The 21,351-nt window shown below is 71.2% G+C and carries 12 protein-coding genes; 5 read left to right on the top strand and 7 right to left on the bottom strand.

The window, feature by feature from the left end; genetic code table 11:
* Positions 1 to 176 precede the first annotated feature (176 nt).
* Positions 177 to 1,031 (top strand): siderophore-interacting protein, encoded by an 855-nt coding sequence (locus ACFYSH_RS24725; protein WP_388755269.1) that lies wholly within the window; start codon positions 177 to 179, stop codon positions 1,029 to 1,031.
* Positions 1,032 to 1,163: 132 nt separating this feature from the next.
* Here the strand turns inward: ACFYSH_RS24725 and ACFYSH_RS24730 are convergent, their stop codons facing one another.
* The 7 genes from ACFYSH_RS24730 to ACFYSH_RS24760 all read right to left on the bottom strand — a co-directional run bounded on the left by ACFYSH_RS24730 (position 1,164) and on the right by ACFYSH_RS24760 (position 16,605).
* Complete coding sequence (locus tag ACFYSH_RS24730; RefSeq protein WP_359470973.1) at positions 1,164 to 2,348, bottom strand: argininosuccinate synthase-related protein; 1,185 nt, start codon at positions 2,346 to 2,348, stop codon at positions 1,164 to 1,166.
* Positions 2,342 to 4,174: a non-ribosomal peptide synthetase gene (locus ACFYSH_RS24735; RefSeq protein WP_359470970.1), complete on the bottom strand. Its 1,833-nt coding sequence runs from the start codon at positions 4,172 to 4,174 to the stop codon at positions 2,342 to 2,344. Before ACFYSH_RS24735 ends, ACFYSH_RS24730 begins: the two co-directional genes overlap by 7 nt.
* Positions 4,175 to 4,346: 172 nt before the next feature.
* Positions 4,347 to 5,111 (bottom strand): alpha/beta fold hydrolase, encoded by a 765-nt coding sequence (locus ACFYSH_RS24740; protein ID WP_359470961.1) that lies wholly within the window; start codon positions 5,109 to 5,111, stop codon positions 4,347 to 4,349.
* A 44-nt stretch (positions 5,112 to 5,155) separates the two neighbouring features.
* Positions 5,156 to 6,457, bottom strand: a complete 1,302-nt coding sequence (locus ACFYSH_RS24745) for a M18 family aminopeptidase (protein WP_359470957.1) — start codon at positions 6,455 to 6,457, stop codon at positions 5,156 to 5,158.
* Complete coding sequence (locus tag ACFYSH_RS24750) at positions 6,454 to 12,102, bottom strand: MupA/Atu3671 family FMN-dependent luciferase-like monooxygenase (RefSeq protein ID WP_388755274.1); 5,649 nt, start codon at positions 12,100 to 12,102, stop codon at positions 6,454 to 6,456. The genes ACFYSH_RS24745 and ACFYSH_RS24750 overlap by 4 nt, the downstream gene beginning before the upstream one ends.
* Complete coding sequence (locus tag ACFYSH_RS24755) at positions 12,099 to 15,335, bottom strand: beta-ketoacyl synthase N-terminal-like domain-containing protein (RefSeq protein ID WP_359470952.1); 3,237 nt, start codon at positions 15,333 to 15,335, stop codon at positions 12,099 to 12,101. Before ACFYSH_RS24755 ends, ACFYSH_RS24750 begins: the two co-directional genes overlap by 4 nt.
* A complete protein-coding gene (locus ACFYSH_RS24760; protein ID WP_359470950.1) occupies positions 15,295 to 16,605 on the bottom strand; it encodes an MFS transporter in 1,311 nt (436 codons plus the stop codon). Before ACFYSH_RS24760 ends, ACFYSH_RS24755 begins: the two co-directional genes overlap by 41 nt.
* A 167-nt stretch (positions 16,606 to 16,772) precedes the next feature.
* Between ACFYSH_RS24760 and ACFYSH_RS24765 the strand changes: the two genes are divergently transcribed.
* From ACFYSH_RS24765 to ACFYSH_RS24780, 4 genes are read left to right on the top strand one after another with little or no spacing between them, the layout of a single operon-like run.
* Positions 16,773 to 17,177, top strand: coding sequence for a hypothetical protein (locus ACFYSH_RS24765; protein WP_388755278.1), 405 nt, complete (start codon positions 16,773 to 16,775; stop codon positions 17,175 to 17,177).
* The gene (locus ACFYSH_RS24770) at positions 17,174 to 18,445 is read left to right on the top strand and encodes an ATP-grasp domain-containing protein (protein ID WP_388755281.1); all 1,272 of its coding nucleotides are present in this window, start codon (positions 17,174 to 17,176) and stop codon (positions 18,443 to 18,445) included. Before ACFYSH_RS24765 ends, ACFYSH_RS24770 begins: the two co-directional genes overlap by 4 nt.
* Before the next feature lie 35 nt (positions 18,446 to 18,480).
* Positions 18,481 to 19,866, top strand: a complete 1,386-nt coding sequence (locus tag ACFYSH_RS24775) for an FAD-binding oxidoreductase (RefSeq protein ID WP_388755284.1) — start codon at positions 18,481 to 18,483, stop codon at positions 19,864 to 19,866.
* 16 nt (positions 19,867 to 19,882) lie between these two features.
* Positions 19,883 to 21,253, top strand: a complete 1,371-nt coding sequence (locus tag ACFYSH_RS24780) for a hypothetical protein (RefSeq protein ID WP_388755286.1) — start codon at positions 19,883 to 19,885, stop codon at positions 21,251 to 21,253.
* The last annotated feature ends 98 nt before the right edge of the window (positions 21,254 to 21,351 follow it).

A 21,351-nucleotide genomic window follows, 5' to 3' on the forward strand; every position in this document is an offset into this window, starting at 1 on the left:
CGGACATCACCGGGCGGTAGTTCGAGGTGATTCTCGACGCAGAGGACGTCGTCACGGCGCTTTTCAGCCATATACAGTCGGCCTGATTGATCAGTTTTCACCAAGTCTCATCCGGTATGCGGCATCAGCCCGCGCGGGATGGTGGCCACACCGAGAAGGCGAGCAAGGGACAGCGAATGCCGGACACACAGGTAAAGAAGCCCGTCGTGCATCGAGGGCGGGTCATCCGCACGGAGCGGATAACGCCACACATGATCCGCGTCGTTCTGGGCGGTGACGGCCTCGACCGGCTCGAGGCCGGAAAATTCACCGACCATTACATCAAGATGCACTTCCCGCTGCCCGGCGTGGAATACGCGGATCCCACGGACATCGCGGCGATACGCCGGGACCTGCCGCGGGACCGGTGGCCCCGGACCCGGACCTACACGATCCGTGACTGGGACGCGGAAGCACGTGAACTGACGGTCGACTTCGTGCACCACGGCACCACCGGGGTCGCTGGGCCGTGGGCGGCCTCTGCCCGGCCGGGCGACGTCATCGCCTTCTCCGGCCCTGGCGGCGGTTACGCGCCGTCGGCCGAGGCCGGGTGGCACCTGCTGGCCGGCGACGAGAGCGCCCTGCCGGCCGTCGCGGCGGCTCTGGAATCCATGCCGGCCGGTGCGAGAGCGCGGGCGTTCATCGAAATCGGCGACGCCCGGGACGAGCAGGTGATCGAGTCGGCGGCGGACCTCGAACTCGTCTGGCTGCACCGCGGGGCGGCGACCGTCGGCACCCTTCTGGTCGAGGCCGTCACCGGGCTGGAGTTTCCCGACGGACCGGTACAGGTCTTCATTCACGGGGAGGCCCACTTCGTCAAGGAACTCCGACGTCATCTGCGGGCGGACCGCGGACTCCTTCCCGAACAGCTTTCGGTTTCCGGGTATTGGCGACGGGGTGCGGACGAGGATGTCTGGCAGGCCACCAAGGGCGAATGGAATCGCGACCCCGTACCGGTGAACGGTGCGGATACCACAGTCGCTTCCGGCTGAAAAGAGGAGGCCCCGGGGCGCCGGGGCCTCCTGCTCCTGCCGAGCGCCGGCGGCCCCGGAAAACGGAATCCAGTGGTCCGGGCGTCCTCGTCCCGCGCATTCTCCCCTGCCGCCTGCCACGGCAACGGCTGCTCATCCGTGGTCGCGGATCGATTCCTTTTCCCAGTCCTCCCGATTACGCACGTAAAGGGGGGCGGCCGCGGAAATCGACTGCGTTTCTGCCGAGCCCAGCCCCAGACGCCAGCGGACGGTTCCGGTGACCGCTGTGGCGCACGTGTCGATGAAGGACTGGGCCGCTCCGCGTAGCTCACCGAACCAGCGTCCTTCGAGGGCCTCGCGCACCCATATCTGCTCGAGATGCATCTTTTCCCTGATCGTCTCCGCGTCCAGCGTCGCCGTCTCCAGGTGCCGGTAGCTCCTCAACAGGATCTCGGCGGCAGGCATCTCGCGCAGTTCGAGCACCTTCTGCCCACCGGGCAGGTGCTCGAGCCCGCTGTAGCGGCCTATCCCGTGGGCGCCGACCCGGTGGTTCAGGCTCTCCACCAACGAGCACAGGGCGACACCGGTCCCGTCGACGGAGACGGGTACACCTGCCGCGAAACCGATCTCGACGCTCTCCTGCGCGACGTGCCGTCCGCGGGCACTCCAGTGGTAGAGGTGCTCCGGAACGGTGTGCTCCTCGGGATCGTCGAGAATCCCCGACTCGAACTCCCTGCACCACAGATTCGCGTCGATACTGGCGATCCGCTTGCTCATGTGGACCAGCCCGATCTCCTCCAGAGCGCGGACCTTCTCCTCGCGGTCCACCGGGTCGAGGTCGTAGGGAGTGCCGTGAGCACCCTGGTAACCGAGGAGGCGCAAGGCGCCGTTGAGCCTGCGGAGGGTGTTCTGCGAACGGTTCGCCGTGTGCAGGATGCCCGACGCGTCCAGGGTGTCCGCCAGCTCCATGGCCAGCTCGACGATGAGGGGCCTGCTGAGGGACGAGCTGATCGGATGCGTGCCGAGATACACGGCCTGCGCCGCGATGGCAGGACGGACGTACTCCTCGGCGAACCTCTGCCGCCCGTCGAGGACGTGCAGGTGTACGCCCAGTTGGTCCGCGACGAGGCGCAGTTCCTCCACCTCCTCTCCGGCACCGAGGTCGACACTGACGGCGTGGATGTCGGTGAAGCCGTCCTCCGCCAGCCGGTGGAGGAGATAACTGCTGTCGAGGCCTCCGCTGAAGAGGGTGACCACGGGGCGCGCCCGGTCGAAACGCCGGGACGAGAGGTCGCCGAACGACCGTATGAGAGCACCGTGCGCTGCGGGCTTCAACATGCCGTCTCCAGATCCATGATGCGCCGCAGCTCCTGCGTGAAGGACGCGAAGGCCGGCTCGGCCAGCAGTGCTGCCAGGGGGATGTCGGCGCCGAGCCGCTGTCGTAGCCGTTCCACGGCCTCGACCACCTTGAAGGAGTTGCCTCCCAGGTCGAAGAAGTCCTCGTCACCACCGACGTCGGCCACGCCGAGCACCTCGCGCCAGACCTGGGACACCGTGGCCTCCAGATCGGCTCGCGCGTCGTCCACGCCGACCGCGGCCTGCTCCGGGCCGGGACGGGGTGCGTCGGCCAGGCGCTTCGCCGCGCGTTCCTCCAGCAGGGAGCGGTCCAGCTTGCCGTTGGCCGTCAGCGGCAGTTCCCCGACCACCTCGATGGACGACGGCACCATGGCGTGCGGAAGCCGGGCGACCAGCGTCTTCCGTACGGCTGAAGCCAGCTCCGCGGCCATCCCCTCCTGCCCTGGCACCACGTACGCCGTGAGCTGCTTCGCACTACCCGAGCCGTGCGCGACGACGGCGGCCTGACGGACCCCCGGACACAGGGTGAGGGTGGTCTCGATCTCCCCGAGCTCGATGCGGATACCCCGGATCTTGACCTGACGGTCGATGCGGCCCAGGAATTCGAGGGCACCGTCCGGACGGGCTCTGACGAGGTCACCGGACCGGTAGAGGCGGCTGTGCGGACTCACGGGCGGGGCGGCCAGGAAGCGTTCCTCGGTGAGTTCGGGCCGGTTGAGGTACCCGAGGGCGAGGCCCGCTCCCCCGATGTGGAGCTCGCCCGGTTCGCCGTCCGCGACGGGAACGCCGGCTTCGTCGAGGATCCACAGCTCGGTGTCCTGGATGCCCGTGCCGATGAGCACCGTATCGAGTCCGGGATCACGCGGGCACACCCAGGCGGTGCAGTAGATGGTGCACTCACTGGGGCCGTAGAGGTTGGTCAGTGTGGCGGTGGAGCGTGCGTGGAACCGCTTGACCAGCTCGGGGGCGAGTGGCTCGCCGCCGGTGAGCACCTGCCGGAGGCCGTCGTAGCGTTCGGTCTCAGGGCGTGTCAGCAGGAAGAGTTCCAGCAGGGTCACCACGCAGTAGAACGTGGTGACGCGGTGGTCCCGGATCAGCCCCGCAAGGTGGTCGGCGTCGCGCTGGCGTCCCGGCTCGGCGATCACGACCACGGCCCCGGCGAACAGGGGCCAGTACAACTCGCTGAGGTACATGTCGAAGGTGCACACCGTGTGGTGGATCATCCGGTCGTGCTCGTCCATGCGGTGCGTGCCCTGCAGGGCGCGCAGGCGGGAGACGAGGGCTCGGTGGCTGATCAGCGAGGCCTTGGGACGTCCTGTCGAGCCGGAGGTGTAGATGACGACCGCGGGGTCGTCCGCCGACGCGGGGCCGGGGAGTCGGTCCGCTTCCGGCAGGTGGGCCGCACACTCCTCGTCGGTCAGTACGACAAGGTCCGGGACGCCGGAGAAACGGGACCGGAGCGCGGAGCTGGTCAGCAGGACCCGTGGGGCACAGTCGTCGAGCGTTCCGAGCGTCCGCGCCAGCGGTTCGTGCACGTCGAAGGCTGCGTGAGCGGCGCCTGCGAACACCGAGGCCAGCATGGCCACCACGAACTCGACGGACCGTTCGTGGTAGATCGCGACCCGGTCCCCGGGACGCAGGCCGCACGCACGCAGCGCGGCGGCGGCCCGCAGGACCCGGTCCCTGAGCTCGCCCGTGGTGACGACGGTGTCTTCGGAGATCAGCGCGGGGAGCTCGGGGTGGCGGTTCCACCGCTCGAGCAGGAGGGCATCGATCCGGTGTCCGGAATCGGCTGCGACGGTCGTCATGGTAGTCAACCTCACATCAGGCGAACCAGTACAGGCTGGGGTCTTTGCTTCCGAACCGGCCCCACGGGGCCGGGGGGCGCCGCATGGACGTGCGCGGCGCGGTCTCGTCCCGGAGTACGGGCCCGGCGTTCCGGGCGGCGCCGGGCACCTCGGCCCGGGCCCGTGGTCACACTCAGGGCCGCGTGGTGGTGAAGTGGTCGAGGTTTCCGGCGAGGGCGTCCACCAGGGTGCCGGGGCTCTCGGCGAGCAGCATGTGGCCACCCGGCACCCAGACCCTGCGGACGTCCTCACTGAACAGGGCCCAGTCGGCGGTCCTCTCGTCCGGGCACAGCTCGTCCTCGTCACCGAACACGGTCAGGAGCGGGCATCGGAGGACCGGGTCGGGACCGGACGTGTAGTCCTCGACGGCACGCATGTCCCCGACGACGGCCGGGAGTACCAACGCCAGCATCTCCGCGTTGTCCCGCAACGACTTCGGGATGCCCCCGAACTCCTCGAGGATTTCGAGCACTTGGGAAGTGTCTTCGGTGTGTCGCAGAGAGCGCCTGCCCGGGCCCGTCTGTTCCGTCACCGCCCACTGCGAGACGGCCACCAGACCGGCGACGCATCCGGCGTCCTCCCGCTGCACGGTGCGCAGGGCCTCGAGCCCGATGACGGCGCCCGAGCACACCCCCACCACGATCAGAGGGGCGTCACCGGGCAGCGAGCGGATGACGGACGCGACGTCGTCCACCAGGCCGGGCAGGTCGGGGACGTCCTCCTTGACCCGCGACTCCCTTCCCGGCAGGCGGGCCGTGGCCACGAGCCACTCGGGCGGCGCCTGCTCAGCGAAGGCCAGACCGCTCCCCGCGCCCCCACCGGCGTGCGGAACGAGCACGACGCGCAGGGTGGCGTCCTGCGGGGCGGCGCCTCTGATGACGAAGTTTCTTACGGACACGCTCTGTCTTTCCTCGAAGGGACGGGGCGGTGGCGGGACGGCCTTCAGCCCGACATGACGAACTCGGTGAGGGCCCTGGTGAGGTGGCCGGGGTCCTCGGCCCCGACCAGCTCCCGCGCGGAGTGCATGGACAGGCCGGGTACACCCACGTCGACGGTGGTCACGCCCAGCCGGGCCGCCGTGATCGGGCCGATCGACGTGCCGCAGGACATGGCGTTGTTGGAGACGAAGGACTGCCACGGCACCCCGGCCCGCTCGCACGCAGCCGTGAAGGCGGCGAAGCCGGTGCCATCGGTCGCGTAACGCTGGTTGACGTTGACCTTGACCACGGGGCCGCCGTTGGGCAGCGGGTGGTTGTCCGGGTCGTGCCGCTCGCTGTAGTTGGGATGGACGGCATGCGCCATGTCGGACGAGACGCAGAGCGAGCCGGCCAGGGCCCGGGACAGGCTTTCGCCACTGCCCCCGCGGCTGCCGACCGAGCGGCTCAGCACCCTCTCCAGCATCGGACTGCGGGCCCCGGTCTCGGATCCGCTGCCGCACTCCTCGTGGTCGAAGGCCGCGAACACGGGGATCTGGAGCGGCCCGGTGCGGTCGCCCTTCTCCGGCCGTGCGGCGGACGTGAGCGCGGTGACACCCGCGTGCACGGAGACGAGGTTGTCCAGACGCGAGGACACCAGGAACTCGCGTTCGGCACCCAGCAGCCCCGGGGCCTGGATGTCGTGCAGCATCAGGTCCCATCCCAGGATCTGTGCCGGGTCGAGCTCGGCCGCGGTCGCGACCCGGCGGAGCAGCGCGCCAGGCTCCGCCCCGCCCATGGCCCAGACCGGCTGCGTCTGGCGCTGCCGGTCGAGAGCCAGTCCGTCGTTGACGGTGCGGTCGAGGTGGATGGCCAGCTGGGGGACCCTGAGAAGAGGTTCGTCGATCTTGACGAGCACGGAGGCGCCGTCGCGCGTCGTGAGCCGTCCCGAGATGCCGAGGTCCCGGTCGAGCCAGGTGTTGAGGGGAACTCCTCCGTAGACTTCCACGGCGACCTGGCGCCAGCCCGCCGATGTCGTGTCAGGCGTCGGCTTGATCCGCAGGTTGGGGGAGTCGGTGTGTGCGCCGACGATCCGGAAGGGGGCATGGGCGGGAGCCCCTTCGGGGACGTACCAGGCGATGAGGGCGCCCGCGCGGACGATGAAGCTGCCCCCGCTGCCGCCGGTCCACTCATCGGTCTCGCGCAGCTCCTGGAACCCGGCCTTCTCCAGGCGGCGGGTGGACTCCTCGACCGCGTGGTAGGGCGAGGAACTGGACCGCAGGAAGGCGAGCAGGTCCTCGCGGTCGTATGCGTCCGTGACCATGGTCATGCGGGATCCGCCTCTCGGGGCGTCGTGTCGGTGCTGAGCAGGGAATCGATCCGGCGGTCGGGGTCGGCACTCAGGTCCGCGATCAGCGTCGCGTAGGAGGACAGCAGGTCCGCGGCGGTCTCCCTGTCCCACAGATCTGCGGAGTACTCCAGGAAGGTGCGGTAGCCGAGGCCGGTGTCACGACGCGGCGAGAGACCGAAGACGAGTTCGGCCCGGGCCACGGGGGGCGCCAGGTCCTCCACCTCCACCTGGAGGCCGGGAATCTCGATGTCGGTGTCCGGGTAGTTCTGGAACGCCAGGACGTAGGGGACCCGGTCGGGAACCTCTGCCGCCCCCGCTTCCCGCATCGCCTGCATGATGCGCGCGGTGGGCAGGACGTTGGCCATGACGCCCAGGGCCTCCGCTCCCGTCCGGCCGACCAGCTCGGCGAAGCTCTCCTCCGGGTCTACCCGCACCCGGACCATCACGGCCGTGCTCGTCATCGCCACGAGCGATTCGGATTCCACGCCTTCACGGTTCGCGTACGGGACGCTGAGCAGGATGTCCCGCACGCCCGAGATACGGGCGAGGTGAACACCGAGCGCCGCCACGGAGACCGCGAACGGAGTCACCCGGCGGGCGGTGGCCAGGGCTTCGACTCTCGCCCGCACCTCGCCGGGGAGTACACCGCGCACCGTGTCGCCGTTCCCGCTCAGGGTCTCGGGCCGGGGGCGGTCCGTCGGCAGGTCGAGCCGGACGGGCACGCCGTCCAGGTAGGCGGCACAGTACGCGGCGCGGCGGGCCTCGGTCCGTGGGTCGTTCCCCTCCCGCTGGCGGCGGGCGTGGTCCGTCGGCTGCGACGCGGGCGGCGTCAGCCCGTGCGGCCGGCCGGCCGCGGCCGCCTCGTACAGCTCGGCGAGTTCCGTGACGAGCACCGAGTGGGCCCAGCCGTCGGCGCAGATGTGGTGCAGGACGAACATGAGCAGCCATTCGTCCTCGGCGATGCGCAGCAGTCTCAGCGGCGCCACCGTCGAGCGGGTGATGTCGATGGGAGCGGCGGCCAGCCGTCGGCACACCGCGTCCGCGCGGGCGGACGCCTTCGCGGGGGACAGACGGGTCAGGTCGTCGACGGGGAGCCGGGCGGGCTCGGCCGCCAGTGCCTCCTGCCACCAGGCCCCCGTGTCATCCTGCGCGAAGCGCATGCGCAGGGCGTAGTGGCGGGCGACCAGTTCGTCGTAGGCCGTGCGCAGGGCGTCCGGGTCCAGGGGCCCCCGGAACCGGATCCTCGTCGGTACGTTCCAGACCTGCGGCTGGGGTACGGAGTAGTGGCCTGCGATCATCCTTTGCTGCTGGTCGCTGACCGGGGCCCGTTCCACGACGTCGTCCGCCGGCGCGGTGCCCGCAGGGGCGCCGGGTTCCGTGGCACCGGTGGCGGCGCCGGCCGGTTCCTGAGGCCTGGCGAGCCCGAGTTGGCGGGCCATCGCCTCCAGAGTGGGGTCGGCGAAGAAGTCCTGGAGCGCGAGGTCGGCGTCGAACTCGTCACGGACGCGGTTGGTGAGCCGGATCGCCGCGATCGAGTTGCCGCCCAGATCGAAGAAGTCCGCGTCGTCGGTGACGGCATCGGCCTGGAGGACCGCTTTCCACAAGGCGCGCAGCTCCTCCGTGCCCGGCCCCTCGGCCGGCGACGCGGTCACGGCTGTCGCGGTGGGCGCCGCCGTGTCCCGCACCAGCTCGGCCCCGCCACCCTCCATGGCCGCGAGGACGCGGTCGAGATCGTCCAGGTACGCCCGTGCCGTCCCGGGGCTGAAGAGATCCGCGTCGTAGCGTAGGCGCAGCCGCAGGTCCGAGCCGGCGCGGATGACCATCAGGGCCATTTCGAGCGGCGCCGACTCCGTGCCGCCGTCGACCTCTTCCGCGCGCAGTCCGGGCAGCCGGATCCGGGTCAGGGGAGCGGTGTCGAGGTCGGCCGACACCCTGATGAACGGCCGCGGGTTGCCGGGGTCGGGGTTGACGGCCGCCAGCAGTGCGTCCAGGTCGACCTGATGGTGCGCGTCCGCTTCGAACAGGGCGTCCCGGGTCGACCGTACGGCGTCGGTCAGGGACGTCGTCCCCGTCACCGACGCGCGCAGGGGCAGCACACAGGCGTGGAAGCCGACGGTGTCGGCGTTCTCCGCCGTGCGCCGTCCGAAGGTGGAGCCGAGCACGAACTCGTCCTGTCCGGACCGCTCCCGCAGGACGATCTGCCACCCCGTCAGCAGCGTGGCGAAGAGGGTGACGCCCCGCTGACCGCTCCAGTCCTGGAGCAGGGTCACGCGCGTGGCGTCGAAGCGGATCTCCGCGGCCGCGCCGCTCCCCGCCACGCGTCGGCCGCGCGGCCGGTCGGTGGGAAGGGTGAGCACGGGCGGCAGCGGGTGGAGCGTGCGCCGCCACCACTCCAGGTCGGCCGGATCCCGCTCGGTTGCGGCTGCCGCGACGGTGGTGCCGGCGGGCCTCGCGAAGTGCGCGGCACGGCCCTCGCTCGCAGCGGTGTAGAGCTCTTCCAGGTCGGCCGCCACGAGAGCGGCGGAGTGACCGTCGGTGACGATGTGGTGCATGCCCAGCACCAGGACGTGCTCGTCCTCGGCGAGGATCAGCAGACGGGGGGTGAACAGCGGGCCCTCGGCCAGGTCGTACGGCCTCCCGCTCTCCTGCGCCATGACCCGGGCGACGGCCTCGTCGGCGTCCTGCCCCCGGAGGTCCGACACCTGCAGCGCCACCTGCGTACCGTCCCGGACGACCTGCTGGACCGTCTCGTCCCCGGTGCCCGCGCGGAACACGGTCCGTAGTGCGGCGTGCCGCTCCACGAGGCCGCCCACCGCCTCGCGCAGTGCCGCCTCGTCCAGGGTGCCGTGCAGCCGCACGGCCTGGACCTCGTTGTACGCCGCCGGGTCGCCGATCAGCTGGGAGGCGAGCCAGAGCCGGCGCTGCGCCTCCGTGACGGGCGCCGGCTCCCCGGCCGTCCGGCGGGGGCCCTGGTCGTGGTGCCGGGCACGCAGTGCGTCGAGGCGCTCGAGCCCGGCGCGCATCAGGTCGGAGGGCATGCCGAAGTCGACCAGTGCGGCGATCTCGTCGACGCCCGCCTCCCGTAGTGCGTCCACGATCGGGGAACAGGTCTCGGGGGTGCCGATCAGTGCTCGTTCGTCGCAGTAGCGGTCGTACGCCCGGCGGAAGAGGTAGTCCAGATCCTCGTCACTGGCCGTGGCCACGTCCTGCGGGCTGCCCCCGAGCGCTCCGGCGGCGGCGCGCATCTGGAGCGAGGCGCGCAGGTATCGGCTCATCGGCTCCAGGGCCTGGGCACGGGCGGTCGCGTGAGTTTCGCCGAGGTAGGTGTGCAGCAGTACGGTCACCCGCCCCGCGTCCGGATCGAGACCGTGTCGTTCACGCACCTTGCGGTAGTGGCGGATGTTCTGCGCGAGTTCCGCGACCGTCTGGTTCATCAGGTTGGTGACGATGCCCAGATCCCGCTCCGCCGCCTCCTCGTACGAGTCCCGCCGCCCGGAGGTGGCGAGGAACATCGGGGGTGCGTCCTGCACGGGGCGGGGGTGGATCCGGATGTCGGTGTCGCGGCCGTCCCCGGCGGTCCGCCGCAGGGTCCCGCCCTGCCACAGCGTCCGTACGTCGTCGAGGTGGGCGAGGCCGGTCTCCTTGCGGCGCGCGAAGCGGTCCGGATGGAGGGCGAAGTCCTGTGCGTGCCAGCCGGTCGCGCAGCCGATCCCGACCCGCCCGCCGGACAGGTTGTCGACGACCGACCATTCCTCGGCGACCCGGACGGGGTCGTGCAGGGGCAGGACCACGGAGCCCGCGTTCAGCCGGATGCGGCTGGTCTCCCTGGCCAGCGCGGACGCCAGCACGGAGGGATTGGGGAAGAGGCCGCCGAAGGAGTGGAAGTGCCGCTCCGGCACCCACAGCGAGCTGAAGCCGTGGCTGTCGGCGAAGCGCGCCGTCTCGATGATCTCTTCGTAGGCGTCGGCGGGCAGCGGTGGGCGCTGTCCCTCCCCGGCGCCTTCGGCGTCGGGGTAGTCGCCGAAGAAGTAGACCCCGAAGTCGGGGGCCGGGCGGGGGCGTGCGGGCTTCGAACGGGGCAGGGACCGCGACACGGAGCGTGGGCGGGTCGTCGGGAAGAAGCCGCCCTCACGCAGAGAGCGCAGCGACTCCTTCACCGCGTCGGACACCCGCTCGATGTCGCTGTCGGTGTGCGCGGTCGACAGGTAGAAGCTGCGCCACTCCCACACGTAGACACCACGCGTCAGCAGGTGCTGGTAGAGGAGTTCCATGTCGGCCCGGTGCGTGAACCGGAACATGGAGCCGAAGTGGGCCAGCTCGACGGGGAATTCCTCTTCCCGGAAGAAGTCGTTCAGTCCCCTGGCGAAGGCGTCGGTGCGGGCGCTCAGCCGCTCCTGGAGGGCGGGCCCCTCGGCGCCGAGGCGGGTGAGCACCGCCTTCGCCGCCACCATGGAGAGCGGGTGCTGCATGTACGTGCCGCCGAAGAAGGTGGTCTCGGTCTCGGGGCGGCTGTCGTCACCGTACTGCCAGAAGCCGCCGTCCACCCCGTCCAGCAGGTCCGCGCGGCCCGCGATCGCCCCGATCGGGTAACCGCTGCCCAGCGCCTTGCCGTAGGTCGCGAGATCGGGGACGACACCGAAGTGGTGCTGGGCACCGCGCGGGTGCGGGCGCAGGCCGGTGAGCATCTCGTCGAACATGAGCACGATGCCGCGCCGCCGGGTGAGCGCGCGCAGAGCCTGCACGAACTCGACGGGGCGCAGCCCGGGGTTGCGGCACTGGACGGGCTCCACGACGACGGCGGCGATGGTGTCGCCGAGCGCGTCGATGGTCTCCAGGGCCTCGGCGCTGCCGTACTCGAGTACGAGCAGATCGGCCACGGCGCTGTCCGGGATTCCCCGGGTGACGGGAACCGCCCGTCCGCCGTCCGGACCCGGTCGGCCCAGCACGGAGTCGATGTGGCCGTGATAGGAGCCGCGGAACATGACGACACGGTCGCGTCCGGTGGCGGCACGGGCCAGACGCAGGGCGGCCGAGTTGGCCTCCGTACCGGAGTTGGCGAACGCCACCCGCTCCAGACCGGTGATGTCGGCCAGCATCTGGGCGACCTCGCCGGCCTCGACGGGCCGGGGGCCGAAGCGCAGGCCGTTGTCGAGGTGCTCCCGCACCGCCTGGGTCACGAACTCCGGCTCGTGCCCGAAGAGCAGGGCGCCGAAGCCCATGGTGATGTCGGTGTAGTCGTTGCCGTCGACGTCCGTGAGCCGTGCCCCGCGCGCCGAGCGGGCGACGAGTGGGTACAGCGTCTCCTTGGTGGAGCGGCGGAAGCCGACGACAGCCCGGCTGTCGGCGAGAACGGCCCGCCGGCTCTGGGCCAGCTCCTTCGAGGTACGCGTGCGCTCGGCGAGCCGGCGCCCGAGGTCCTGGGCATGGGCTCGCTGCGCGGCGTCGGCGCCGTCGCCCGCCATGCCGGAGCCCGGAGGGAGGACGACACGAGGGCCGTGCGCGGCGGGGGCGGGCTGTGGGCTGCGTCCGGCGGAAGGCGCAGGGAGCCGCGCACCGGCTGCGGCGAGTTGCGCGGTGACCTTCCGGGAGAGTTCGGCGGACCGGTCCGCCGCGGTCCCGCTCATCGCACACGCTCGGCACCGAGAAGGGCGATTGCCTCCGAGAGCTGGACCAGCATGGCGGCCTGGGTCTCGGCCAGTACGTCGATCTGGCGGCTGAGCTCGGCGATGTCCGAACGGTGCGCGTACTGATCCGCGGCCGCGGTGACTCCTGCCGCCGCCACGGGCGCGTCGGCGGGCATCTCGGCGACAGCCGGTGCGGCCGGGGCCTGGGCGACCGTCGCCGGCGGAGCGGCCGGGGCGGGTACGGCGCCGGGAGCGTCCCCGTTTCTGCGGGAGATGATCAGACGGGCTGTCAGCTCCGGGGTCCCCGCGTCCTCCAGTACGTCCCGGATCGCGAGCCGCACCCCGAACTCGCCCTCCAGCTGCTTCAGCATGCCGATGAGCTGGAGCGAGTCCGCCCCGAGGCCTATGAACGTCTGCCGGGCTGCCACCCCCTCGGTCTCGTAGCCGAGATGGCGGGCGGTGAGTTCGAGTATCCGCTCGAGTACGTCCTGCTCGGTCATGCCGTCCTCCATGGAACCTTCGTTCGTGGGCGAGTGGCCCTGTGCGGGTAGGGGGTGTGGCGGGGGCCCGGTCCAGTACGACCGGTGCTGGAACGGGTATCCCGGCAGCGGGATCCGCCGCCCCGCCGAGTCGTCCAGCAGCGCCGCCCAGTCGAGGCCGGCGCCGGCGCAGTGCAGCCGGGCCACCGCGGCCCACAGACCCTCCAGGCCGGTGGCGCGGGGCTGGGTCGGAACGCAGGGGGTGCCGGGCAAGGCTCTGCGGGCCATACCCGTGAGGGAAGCGCCGTGGCCCAGTTCGACCAGGACGCCGACGGACGCCAGCGCCCGCAGGACGGCGTGGAAATCGGCCGGCTCCCGGGCCTGGCGCACCAGGTGGTCGGCGTCCGGCAGCCAGCCCGGCGGGTGGACGGTGCCTTCCAGCCCGCTGACGAACTCCACCTCCACCGGCCGCAGGACCACCTTGGCTGCGTGGTCGCGCAGCTCCCCCAGAACCGGGTCCAGCAGGGCGGTGTGAAAGGCGCGGTCCACCGGAAGCGGCTCGCTCGCCTCCCCCGTCTCGGTGAGCCGGCGCCGCGCGGCCTCCACCGCCCCCGGCCGGCCCGCGACGACGTGCTGAGCGGGCCCGTTGGACACGGCCAGTTCGAGCCGGCCGTGCGGCTGCGCCCCCCGGGCCGGCCGGTTGAGCTCGGCGAGCAGCTCCTGGACCCTCTCCAACGGGCTGAACACGGCGAGCATCGCACCGGGTTCGGTGCTCTGCATGAGTCGTCCCCTGTGGCAGAGCAGCCTCATGCCGTCCTCGACGGACAGGGCGCCCGCGGCGTGCAGGGCCGCGTACTCGCCGACACTGTGTCCGGCGACGGCGGAGGGTGTCACGCCCAGGTGCCGCCAGAGACGGGTCTGGGCGGCCTGCAGTGCGAAGATCGCCGGCTGGGCGAAGGCGGTGTCCCACTGCCGCGGCCCCTCGTCGGTGAGCAGCCGGTCCAGGAAATCGAGCTCTCCGGTCTCCTGCCGGTGGATCCGGGCGCACTCCTCGAGGACCTCCGCCACCACGGGGAAGCGTCCGGCGAGCGCGGCGGCCATGCCGGGCCGGCCGCTTCCCTGGCCGCTGAAGACGAAGGCGGACGTGGTCTCTTGCCCGTCCTCCACCGTTCCGGTGTGGTACGCGGCACCCGCTCCCCCCGGTGCGGGCCGCCGTCCGGCCTGGTCGTCCAGGAACGTGTCCAGCGCCCCGGCCAGTTCCTCGGGGGGTGCGGTGACGACCAGCCGGTGGCGCAGATGGCGCCGCCCGGCGCCCAGGGTCATCAGCACATCGGCGGGATCGAGATCCGGGCGTCCGCGCAACGTGTCGAGGAGCGCACGGGCACTGTCCGCCAGCGCCTGCGGGCTCTGCGCCGACAGCGGCAGCAGGGCGGGCAGCGGGGCGCCCCGGGGCCGGGCGGGGGCGGGCGGAGGCTCCTCCACGATGACGTGTGCGTTGGTGCCGCCCATGCCTATGGAGTGCACGCCCGCGCGGCGGGGGCCGCCCGCCGGCCAGGCCGTGGCCTGCCGCGGCAGTGTGAAGGGGCTGTCCTCGACGCCGAGCAGCGGGTTGGGCCGGGTGAAGTTCACCAGGGGAGGAACCGTCCCCTCCCGGAGTACGAGGACGGCCTTGATCAGGCCGGCGAGTCCGGCGGCGCTGTCGAGGTGGCCGATGGCCGGTTTGGTGGAGCCGAGCGCGCAGAACGCCTTGCGGTCGGTGTCCCGGCGGAACGCCTCGGTGAGCGCGGCGAACTCGATCGGATCGCCCTTGAAGGTGCCGGTCCCGTGTGCCTCCAGATAGCCGATCGTCTCCGCCCCGACTCCGGCGCTGTCCAGCGCGCCCAGCACGGCGTCCCGCTGGCCCGCGACGCCCGGCGCCGCGAAGCCCCCCTTGTCCGCGCCGTCGTTGGTGACCGCGGAACCCAGGAGGACGGCGTGCACGGTGTCCCCGTCCGCCAGTGCCGCGGTCAGGGGCTTGAGCAGAACGGCGGCGACCCCGTTGCCGCCGACCGTGCCGTCCGCCCCCTCGTCGAAGGCACGTACCGCTCCGGTGGGGGAGATCGTCGATCCCCTGACGTGCCGGTGCCCGGTGATCTGTGGCAGGTGCAGCGCCGCCGAGCCCACCACCATCATGTCCGCGTCGCCCGCGACAAGTGCCTGACAGGCCAGATGGACGGAGACGAGCCCGCTGGAGCAGGCCGTCGCGACGTTCACCGCGGGACCGTTCAGGCCGAGGCGGTACGAGGCGCGGTTCGCGGTGAAGTCGGCGTAGTTGCCGACCTGGATCTGCTTGACCCGGACCCAGTCGTCGCTGAGACCCGACTCCCCTATCTGGGAGGCGAGATAGCTGTGGAGCGAGTAGAGGCGGTATCCGATGCTCGCGTACACGCCGACCCGATCGGCTGTGCCCGCGTATCCCCCGTCCTCCAGCACGTGGTGGCAGCACTCGAGGAACAGCCTCTGCTGGGGGTCGGTCAGGGTCGCCTCTCGGCCGCTCATGCCGAAGAACGCGGCGTCGAAGCCGTCGATCCCGTGCAGGAGCGCACTGGACCCCGTGAAGTCGGGATCGGTGTAGACGTCCTGGGGGACGCCTGCCGCCGCGAAGTCGGCTGCCGTGAAGGGCCGCACATGCGAGACCCCGGTCCGTATGTCGCGCCAGTACTGCTCAGGGGTGTCAGCCCCCGGAAGCCTGAGCGCCATCCCGATGACTGCCACGCGCCGGTCCCGCATTGCTGTTCCTCTCGTCGTCGCCGCCCACTGCCGCTCGGCGTCGTCCCAGCACCTGGGCCACGAAGACCAGGGCGACGACGATGGCCGCGCCGTGTGCGACGGCGACGACCGACAGCGGTGAGAAGGCGTCCAGCGCGGCCGCGACCGCGATCATGCCGATACCGAATCCGAGGTTCTCCACGGTGGCGGAGAGCCCGAAGGCGTGGACGCGCAGAGCACTCGGCAGGGTCTGCAGGTGGGAGGTGTACGACACTTCGGTGATTCCGTCCGCCGCGCCCGCGAGCAGGGCGACCGGGACGGTCACGGCCCAGGGGAAGCCGGCGAACGCCAGGATGAAGGTGGCGGACATCGCGATGGTGCCGAGCCCGAACCCGAGCGCTCCGACCGAGCGCCCCGTGCGCTTCTCGTACCGGCGCAGCACCTGTTGGACGAGGACGTTGCCGATGGCCCATACGCACCAGAAGACACTGACGAAGATCGCCGGGTCGGAGGTGTCGAGCTGGGTGGAGTACACGGGCAGGGCCGCGTTGTGCGAGGAGGAGCCCAGGGCGTCGACGCCGCGCAGCGCCACCATGAGCAGCAGGGCCGGGACGGCGCTCAGCACGGCGAGAGCCGCGGCGGGCCGGCCCTCCGCCCCGCCGCCCTCGCGGCCTTCCTCCTGCTCCGGTCGGTCGGCCGAGCCCCGTGCGACGGGTACGAGCGCGACCGTGAGGGCACAGATCAGGAAGGTGGCCATGTCCACGAGGAAGGCAGCGGTGTAGCCCAGCAGGGAGACCGCCGCGCCCGAGGAGGCGAACCCCGCCACCATGGCCGCGGAACGCCAGCTGACCATGAGGGAGTTCGCCCACATGGCCCGGTCCTTGCCGACCATGTGCGGAACCGAGCTGCGGAAGGCCACCATGAACACGGTGCCTGCGGCGCCGACCACGGCGGAGACGGTGAACAGCGCCGGCGTGTGGAACTCGTCCGGAGCCACCACCAGCAGGCCCATCGCCGCGGCCTGGAGCACGTTCGCCCAGAGCATGACGTCCTTGGCGGACCGACGGGCGAGCAGGGGGCCGGAGACCAGGCCGGTCAGGAATCCCGCGGCGAATCTGACGATCATGAACATACCGACCGCCAGAGCCCGGCCGGTCACCGCGTACACGTACAGATTCAGTGCGACCAGGTTGAGATAGGTGCCGTACGAAGAGACCGCGTATCCGGCGACGAGGAACCGATACCGACGTTCCCTGAGAGCCGTACCCGCGGTCACGAATGTACGCGCATCGATGAAGTGTCGTCTTGAACCGAAGCAATCATCAAGGACTTCCCTTTCGATCCCGTGCGGAGTGCACGGACAACATAAACAGCCGGATGCCTTCCGCGCACGTGATTTCGGCGATGCGTTCCACTCGATGTGCGCAGGTCCGAAGCCTGGTCATGTCGGCACAGGCACATGCGATTGCGGCGAATCACCCTCCACCACAACCCCTCCCTGATTGGGTTCCAGCCCTCCGCGACACAGCAACCGGCACCACGCCAGACACATTCGCGCCAAAGACATCCGGCCTCGCCCTGATTACCGTCACCCATCTGCACAAACGGAATATCCATTCCGGCGGCGGGGTGCGGAAAATTACCCATCCCTTTACTTTGACGCGCTTTCGTATCCGGAGAACGGATGCCTATAGTGCGCCTCTGAAGGCTCCGTTCGGCGCCCTGACCCGTCATCATCGGCGGCTCGGCGCCCTGGTGGAGACCGTTCCGCTGCGTCGCCGCCCGTACCGCTGGCGCGAGCGGCGGACGGACATCAACGATCCCGTACCGGAAGGAACCGTCCGTTGAGTACGGACCGCACCATGCTGCTCCTCGGGGGCACCGACACCCACGTCGAACGGGCCGCCGCCCTCGGCACGCGCGTCGTGCTGGTTCAGCACCCGGAGAAGATCAACGCGTTCCAGACCGGACTCGTCGACGCGCTCCTGATGATCGACTACACCGACTGGGACGTCGTACGCCCGCTGGCCGAAGCCGCGAAGGAGGTCTGGGGGTTCGACACCGTGGTCTGCCTCACCGAGGGAGGGCTCGAGACGGCGGCCCGCCTGAACGACCACTTCGGATTCGGCGGCACGCCGCACCAGGTCATCAAACGGCTGCGTGACAAGGGCGCGATGCGCGATCACCTCGCCGCGACGGGAAGCCGGCTGACCGTCCCGAGCGCGCGCGTCACCGACCGGGCTTCGCTGGAGGCCTTCGGGGAGCGGGCCGGTTACCCGTTCATCGTCAAGCCGACCGACACGACGGCGAGTTTCGGCCTGACGCGGGTGAACGGTCCCGAGGAGCTGCCGGCGGTCTGGGAGCGCCTGCGCGCACTCCTCGGCAGCCGCACCGACCGCGGCACGACGCTCTTCAAGGTCAGCGAGTTCCTCATGGAGGCCTACATCGACGGGCCCGAGTTCAGCGTCGAGGCCTTCAGCTTCGCCGGCCGCCATGTCGTGGTCGCGGTGACGGAGAAACTCGTGGACGAGGCCCACTTCGCCGAGCTGGGACACGCGATGCCGGCCCGTCTCTCCCCCGCGGACCGGACCACGGTGGTCGACGCGGTGGCCGAGTTCCTCACCACCGTGGGCCTGGCCGACGGACCCAGCCACACCGAGATCCGGCTCGGCGCGCGGGGCCCCGTGGTGATCGAGTCCCACAACCGGATCGGCGGCGGCCACATCGGCGAACTCGTCAGGACGGCGTACGGCATCGACCTGGCGGCGTACGGGGTCGGCTGGCCGCTGCGCGCGGTCCAGGAGCTGGCCGGCGAGCCGCGGCCGGTGGCCGCGGCCTGTGTGCGCTTCGTGCTGCGCGACCCGGGCACCGTCACCGCCGTCTCCGGTGTCGAAGAGGTGGCCGCACACCCTGACGTGCTCGGCGCGCACGTGTCGGTACGGCCGGGGGACACGGTGCGGTCGGTCCGTGACAACTGGGACCGGCTCGGCTACGTGTCGGTGCGTGCGGCCGACACCGACTCCGCGGTGTCGCTGTGCGAGCGGCTGATCAACGAGGACATCCACATCCAGGTGGAGGCCCCGGTGACCGGGCCCGTGCTCGAGCCCGCCCTCTGAGCCGGACCGGAGAAGGACGGACAGGAGCCGACCGTATGCATCCCGACCGACTCGTGGAACGGCTCTCGGCCGTCGTCGGGCCCGCCCATGTGCTGACCGACCCCGAGGTACGCGCCTCCTACGAGACCGACTTCACCGGCCGGTACACCGGCCGGTCCCGGCTGGTGGTCCGCCCCGGTGACACCGCCGAGGTCGCCGCAGCGGTACGGGCGTGCCACGACCTGGGCGTCCCGCTGGTCCCGCAGGGAGGCAACACGGGGCTGGTCGGCGGTTCGGTGCCCGGCCCGGACGGCGACGAGGTCGTCCTGTCGCTGCGCCGCCTCACCTCCGTCGGCCCCGTCGACCACGGCGCGCAGCAGGTGACGGCCGGCGCGGGCACGACGCTGGCCGACCTGCAGCGGTACGTCCGCTCGCAGAGCTGGGAGTTCGGAGTCGACCTCGCCTCCCGGGACTCCGCCACCCTGGGCGGGATGCTGGCCACCAACGCGGGCGGCGAACGCGTCGTCAGGTACGGTACGACCCGCGCCAACGTGGCGGGCCTCGAAGCGGTGCTCCCGGACGGGAGCGTCATGGACCGGCTGGCGGGACTGCCCAAGGACAACGCGGGCTACGACCTGACCGGCCTGCTCGTCGGCAGCGAAGGCACTCTCGCCGTGATCACCCGGGCCCGCCTCCGGCTGGTCCCCCGCCTCCCCCACCGCGTCACCGCCCTGCTGGCCCTCGACTCGCTCGAGGCCGCCGTCGCCCTGCTGGTGACGCTGCGCCGGCTCGAGTCCCTGGAGCTGGCCGAGTTCTTCACCGCCGACGGACTGCGGCTGGTCATGGAGAAGACGGGGTTGCCAGCGCCCTTTCGCACGCCGCATCCCGTCCTTGTGCTGGTCGAGTGCGCCGGCCGCCACGACACGGCCGGAGAACTCGCCGAGGCGGTGGAGCACCCCTCGGTGCGCGAAGTGGCCGTGGCTCTGCGCGACGCCGACCGGCATCGGCTCGCGGCCTACCGCGAGCGGCACACCGAGGCGGTCAACGCCGCCGGGGTTCCCGTCAAGCTCGACGTCACCGTGCCGCTCGCCGACCTCGCGGGCTTCGTCGGCGACCTGCCGGGTCTGCTGGCGGGGCGTGCGCGACCGTACGTCTTCGGGCACCTGGCCGAAGGCAACGTCCACGTCAACCTGCTCGACGTACCGGTCCGCGAGGAGGAAGCGGTCACCGAGGCGGTCCTGCGACGGGTCTCGCAGGCCGGTGGCAGCATCAGCGCCGAACACGGCGTGGGCCGTGCCAAGGCCCGCTACCTGCACCTGACCCGCTCACCCACCGAGGTCGCCGCCATGCGCGCGGTCAAGTCCGCTCTGGACCCCGGAAAGCTGCTGAGCCCGGGCACGCTGCTCGGCTCCTGCCCACCCAGCCCCACACCCGACAGATGATGTGAGCGACATTCCCATGGACCGCGTTTCCCTGACCGACGAATACCTGACCATACTGGCGAAGGGTGGTGCGAAAGCGAGTGAGCTGGTGGGCGGTCAGGTGGATTCCGCCCTGCTCAACACCTTCTACGCGGGCAAGTACCTCTCCCGTCCGCTGTTCCTCGGCCATGAGGAGCAGCGCCTGCTCCACGCCGACCTGGAGAATCTGCTGACGGCGCTGAGCAGCCTCCCCGACCGGCTCTTCGGTGGCGACTTCGCCGCGTTCGCCCGCGCGGTGGGGCTGACCGAGATCCAGGTCACCGCCATCATGAAGGGCCGCGGCGGTTCGATGACCCGTCAGACCAGGGCGGACCTGTACGCCGACGGAAGCGGTTTCAAACTGCTGGAGCTCAACATCGGCAGCGCGGTCGGCGGCATGGACAACGCCGACATGTGCCGCTCGCTGCTCGCCCACCCCCATCTCGCCGGCTTCGCGGAGGAACGCGGCCTCGGCTTCGTGGACACCCTCCCCGAGCAGGTCAACAACATCCTCTCCGAGAGCGGTTTCGGGCCGGGCGACCGTCCTGTGGTGGCGATGGCCGACTGGCCGGACAGCTTCCCCAAGATGCGTCCCTACATGGAGCTCCTGTCGCAGCGATGGGCTGAGCTCGGGCTGCCCGAGGCGCACCCCTGCCACATCGGCCAGCTCGAGGTGCGTGACGGCCGGGTGTGGCTGGGTGAGAAGGCGGTCGACATCATCTTCCGCACCTTCCTGATCGGGGACCTGCTGAAGTCGCCGGAGGCACCCGCCCTCATGTTCCCGGTCCTGGACGCCGCGGAGCGCGGCGAGGTGCAGATCTTCACGCCTCTCGACAGCGCGGCCTACGCCAGCAAGGGCGCCCTCGCGATGCTCTCCGACGAGGCGAACCGCGGCCTGTTCGGTGACGGGGAACTGGCCAGTCTGGACCGGATCCTGCCCTGGACCCGGATGGTCCGGCCGGGCCCGGTGACCCTGGAGACCGGGGAGCGGGTGGATCTGGTCGAGTACGCGCTGGCGCACCGCGAGGACCTGGCGCTCAAGCCGACCTCGCTGTCCGGCGGCACGGGAGTCGTGCTCGGCTGGGCGGAGGACCTCGGTGCGCAGGAGTGGCACGAACAGATCACCGCGTCGCTGGACGGGCCGTACATCCTGCAGCGCCGGATCCGCCCGACGCAGGAGCTGTTTCCCGACGAGACCGGTGAACTGCGGCCGTGGACCCCGCTGTGGGGGGTGTTCACCGTGGCCAACGGCTACGGCGGTGCCTTCGCCCGCGCCACCCCCGCGTCCTCGGGCGACGTCGTGGTCAACGTGGCGAACGGCGCCCACGCGGGCGCCGTGTTCCAGGAGCTGGCCGCGCCGTCCTCCTGACCACCGGCGGCATGACGGTGCCGGAGGCGGTGCGACCCCTTCCGCCACCGTCACCGCACACCGCCGTCCAGGCAGCACCCACACCCCCAGGAGTAGAG

The organism is Streptomyces sp. NPDC005791 (genome assembly GCF_042871485.1).
GTDB lineage: Bacteria > Actinomycetota > Actinomycetes > Streptomycetales > Streptomycetaceae > Streptomyces.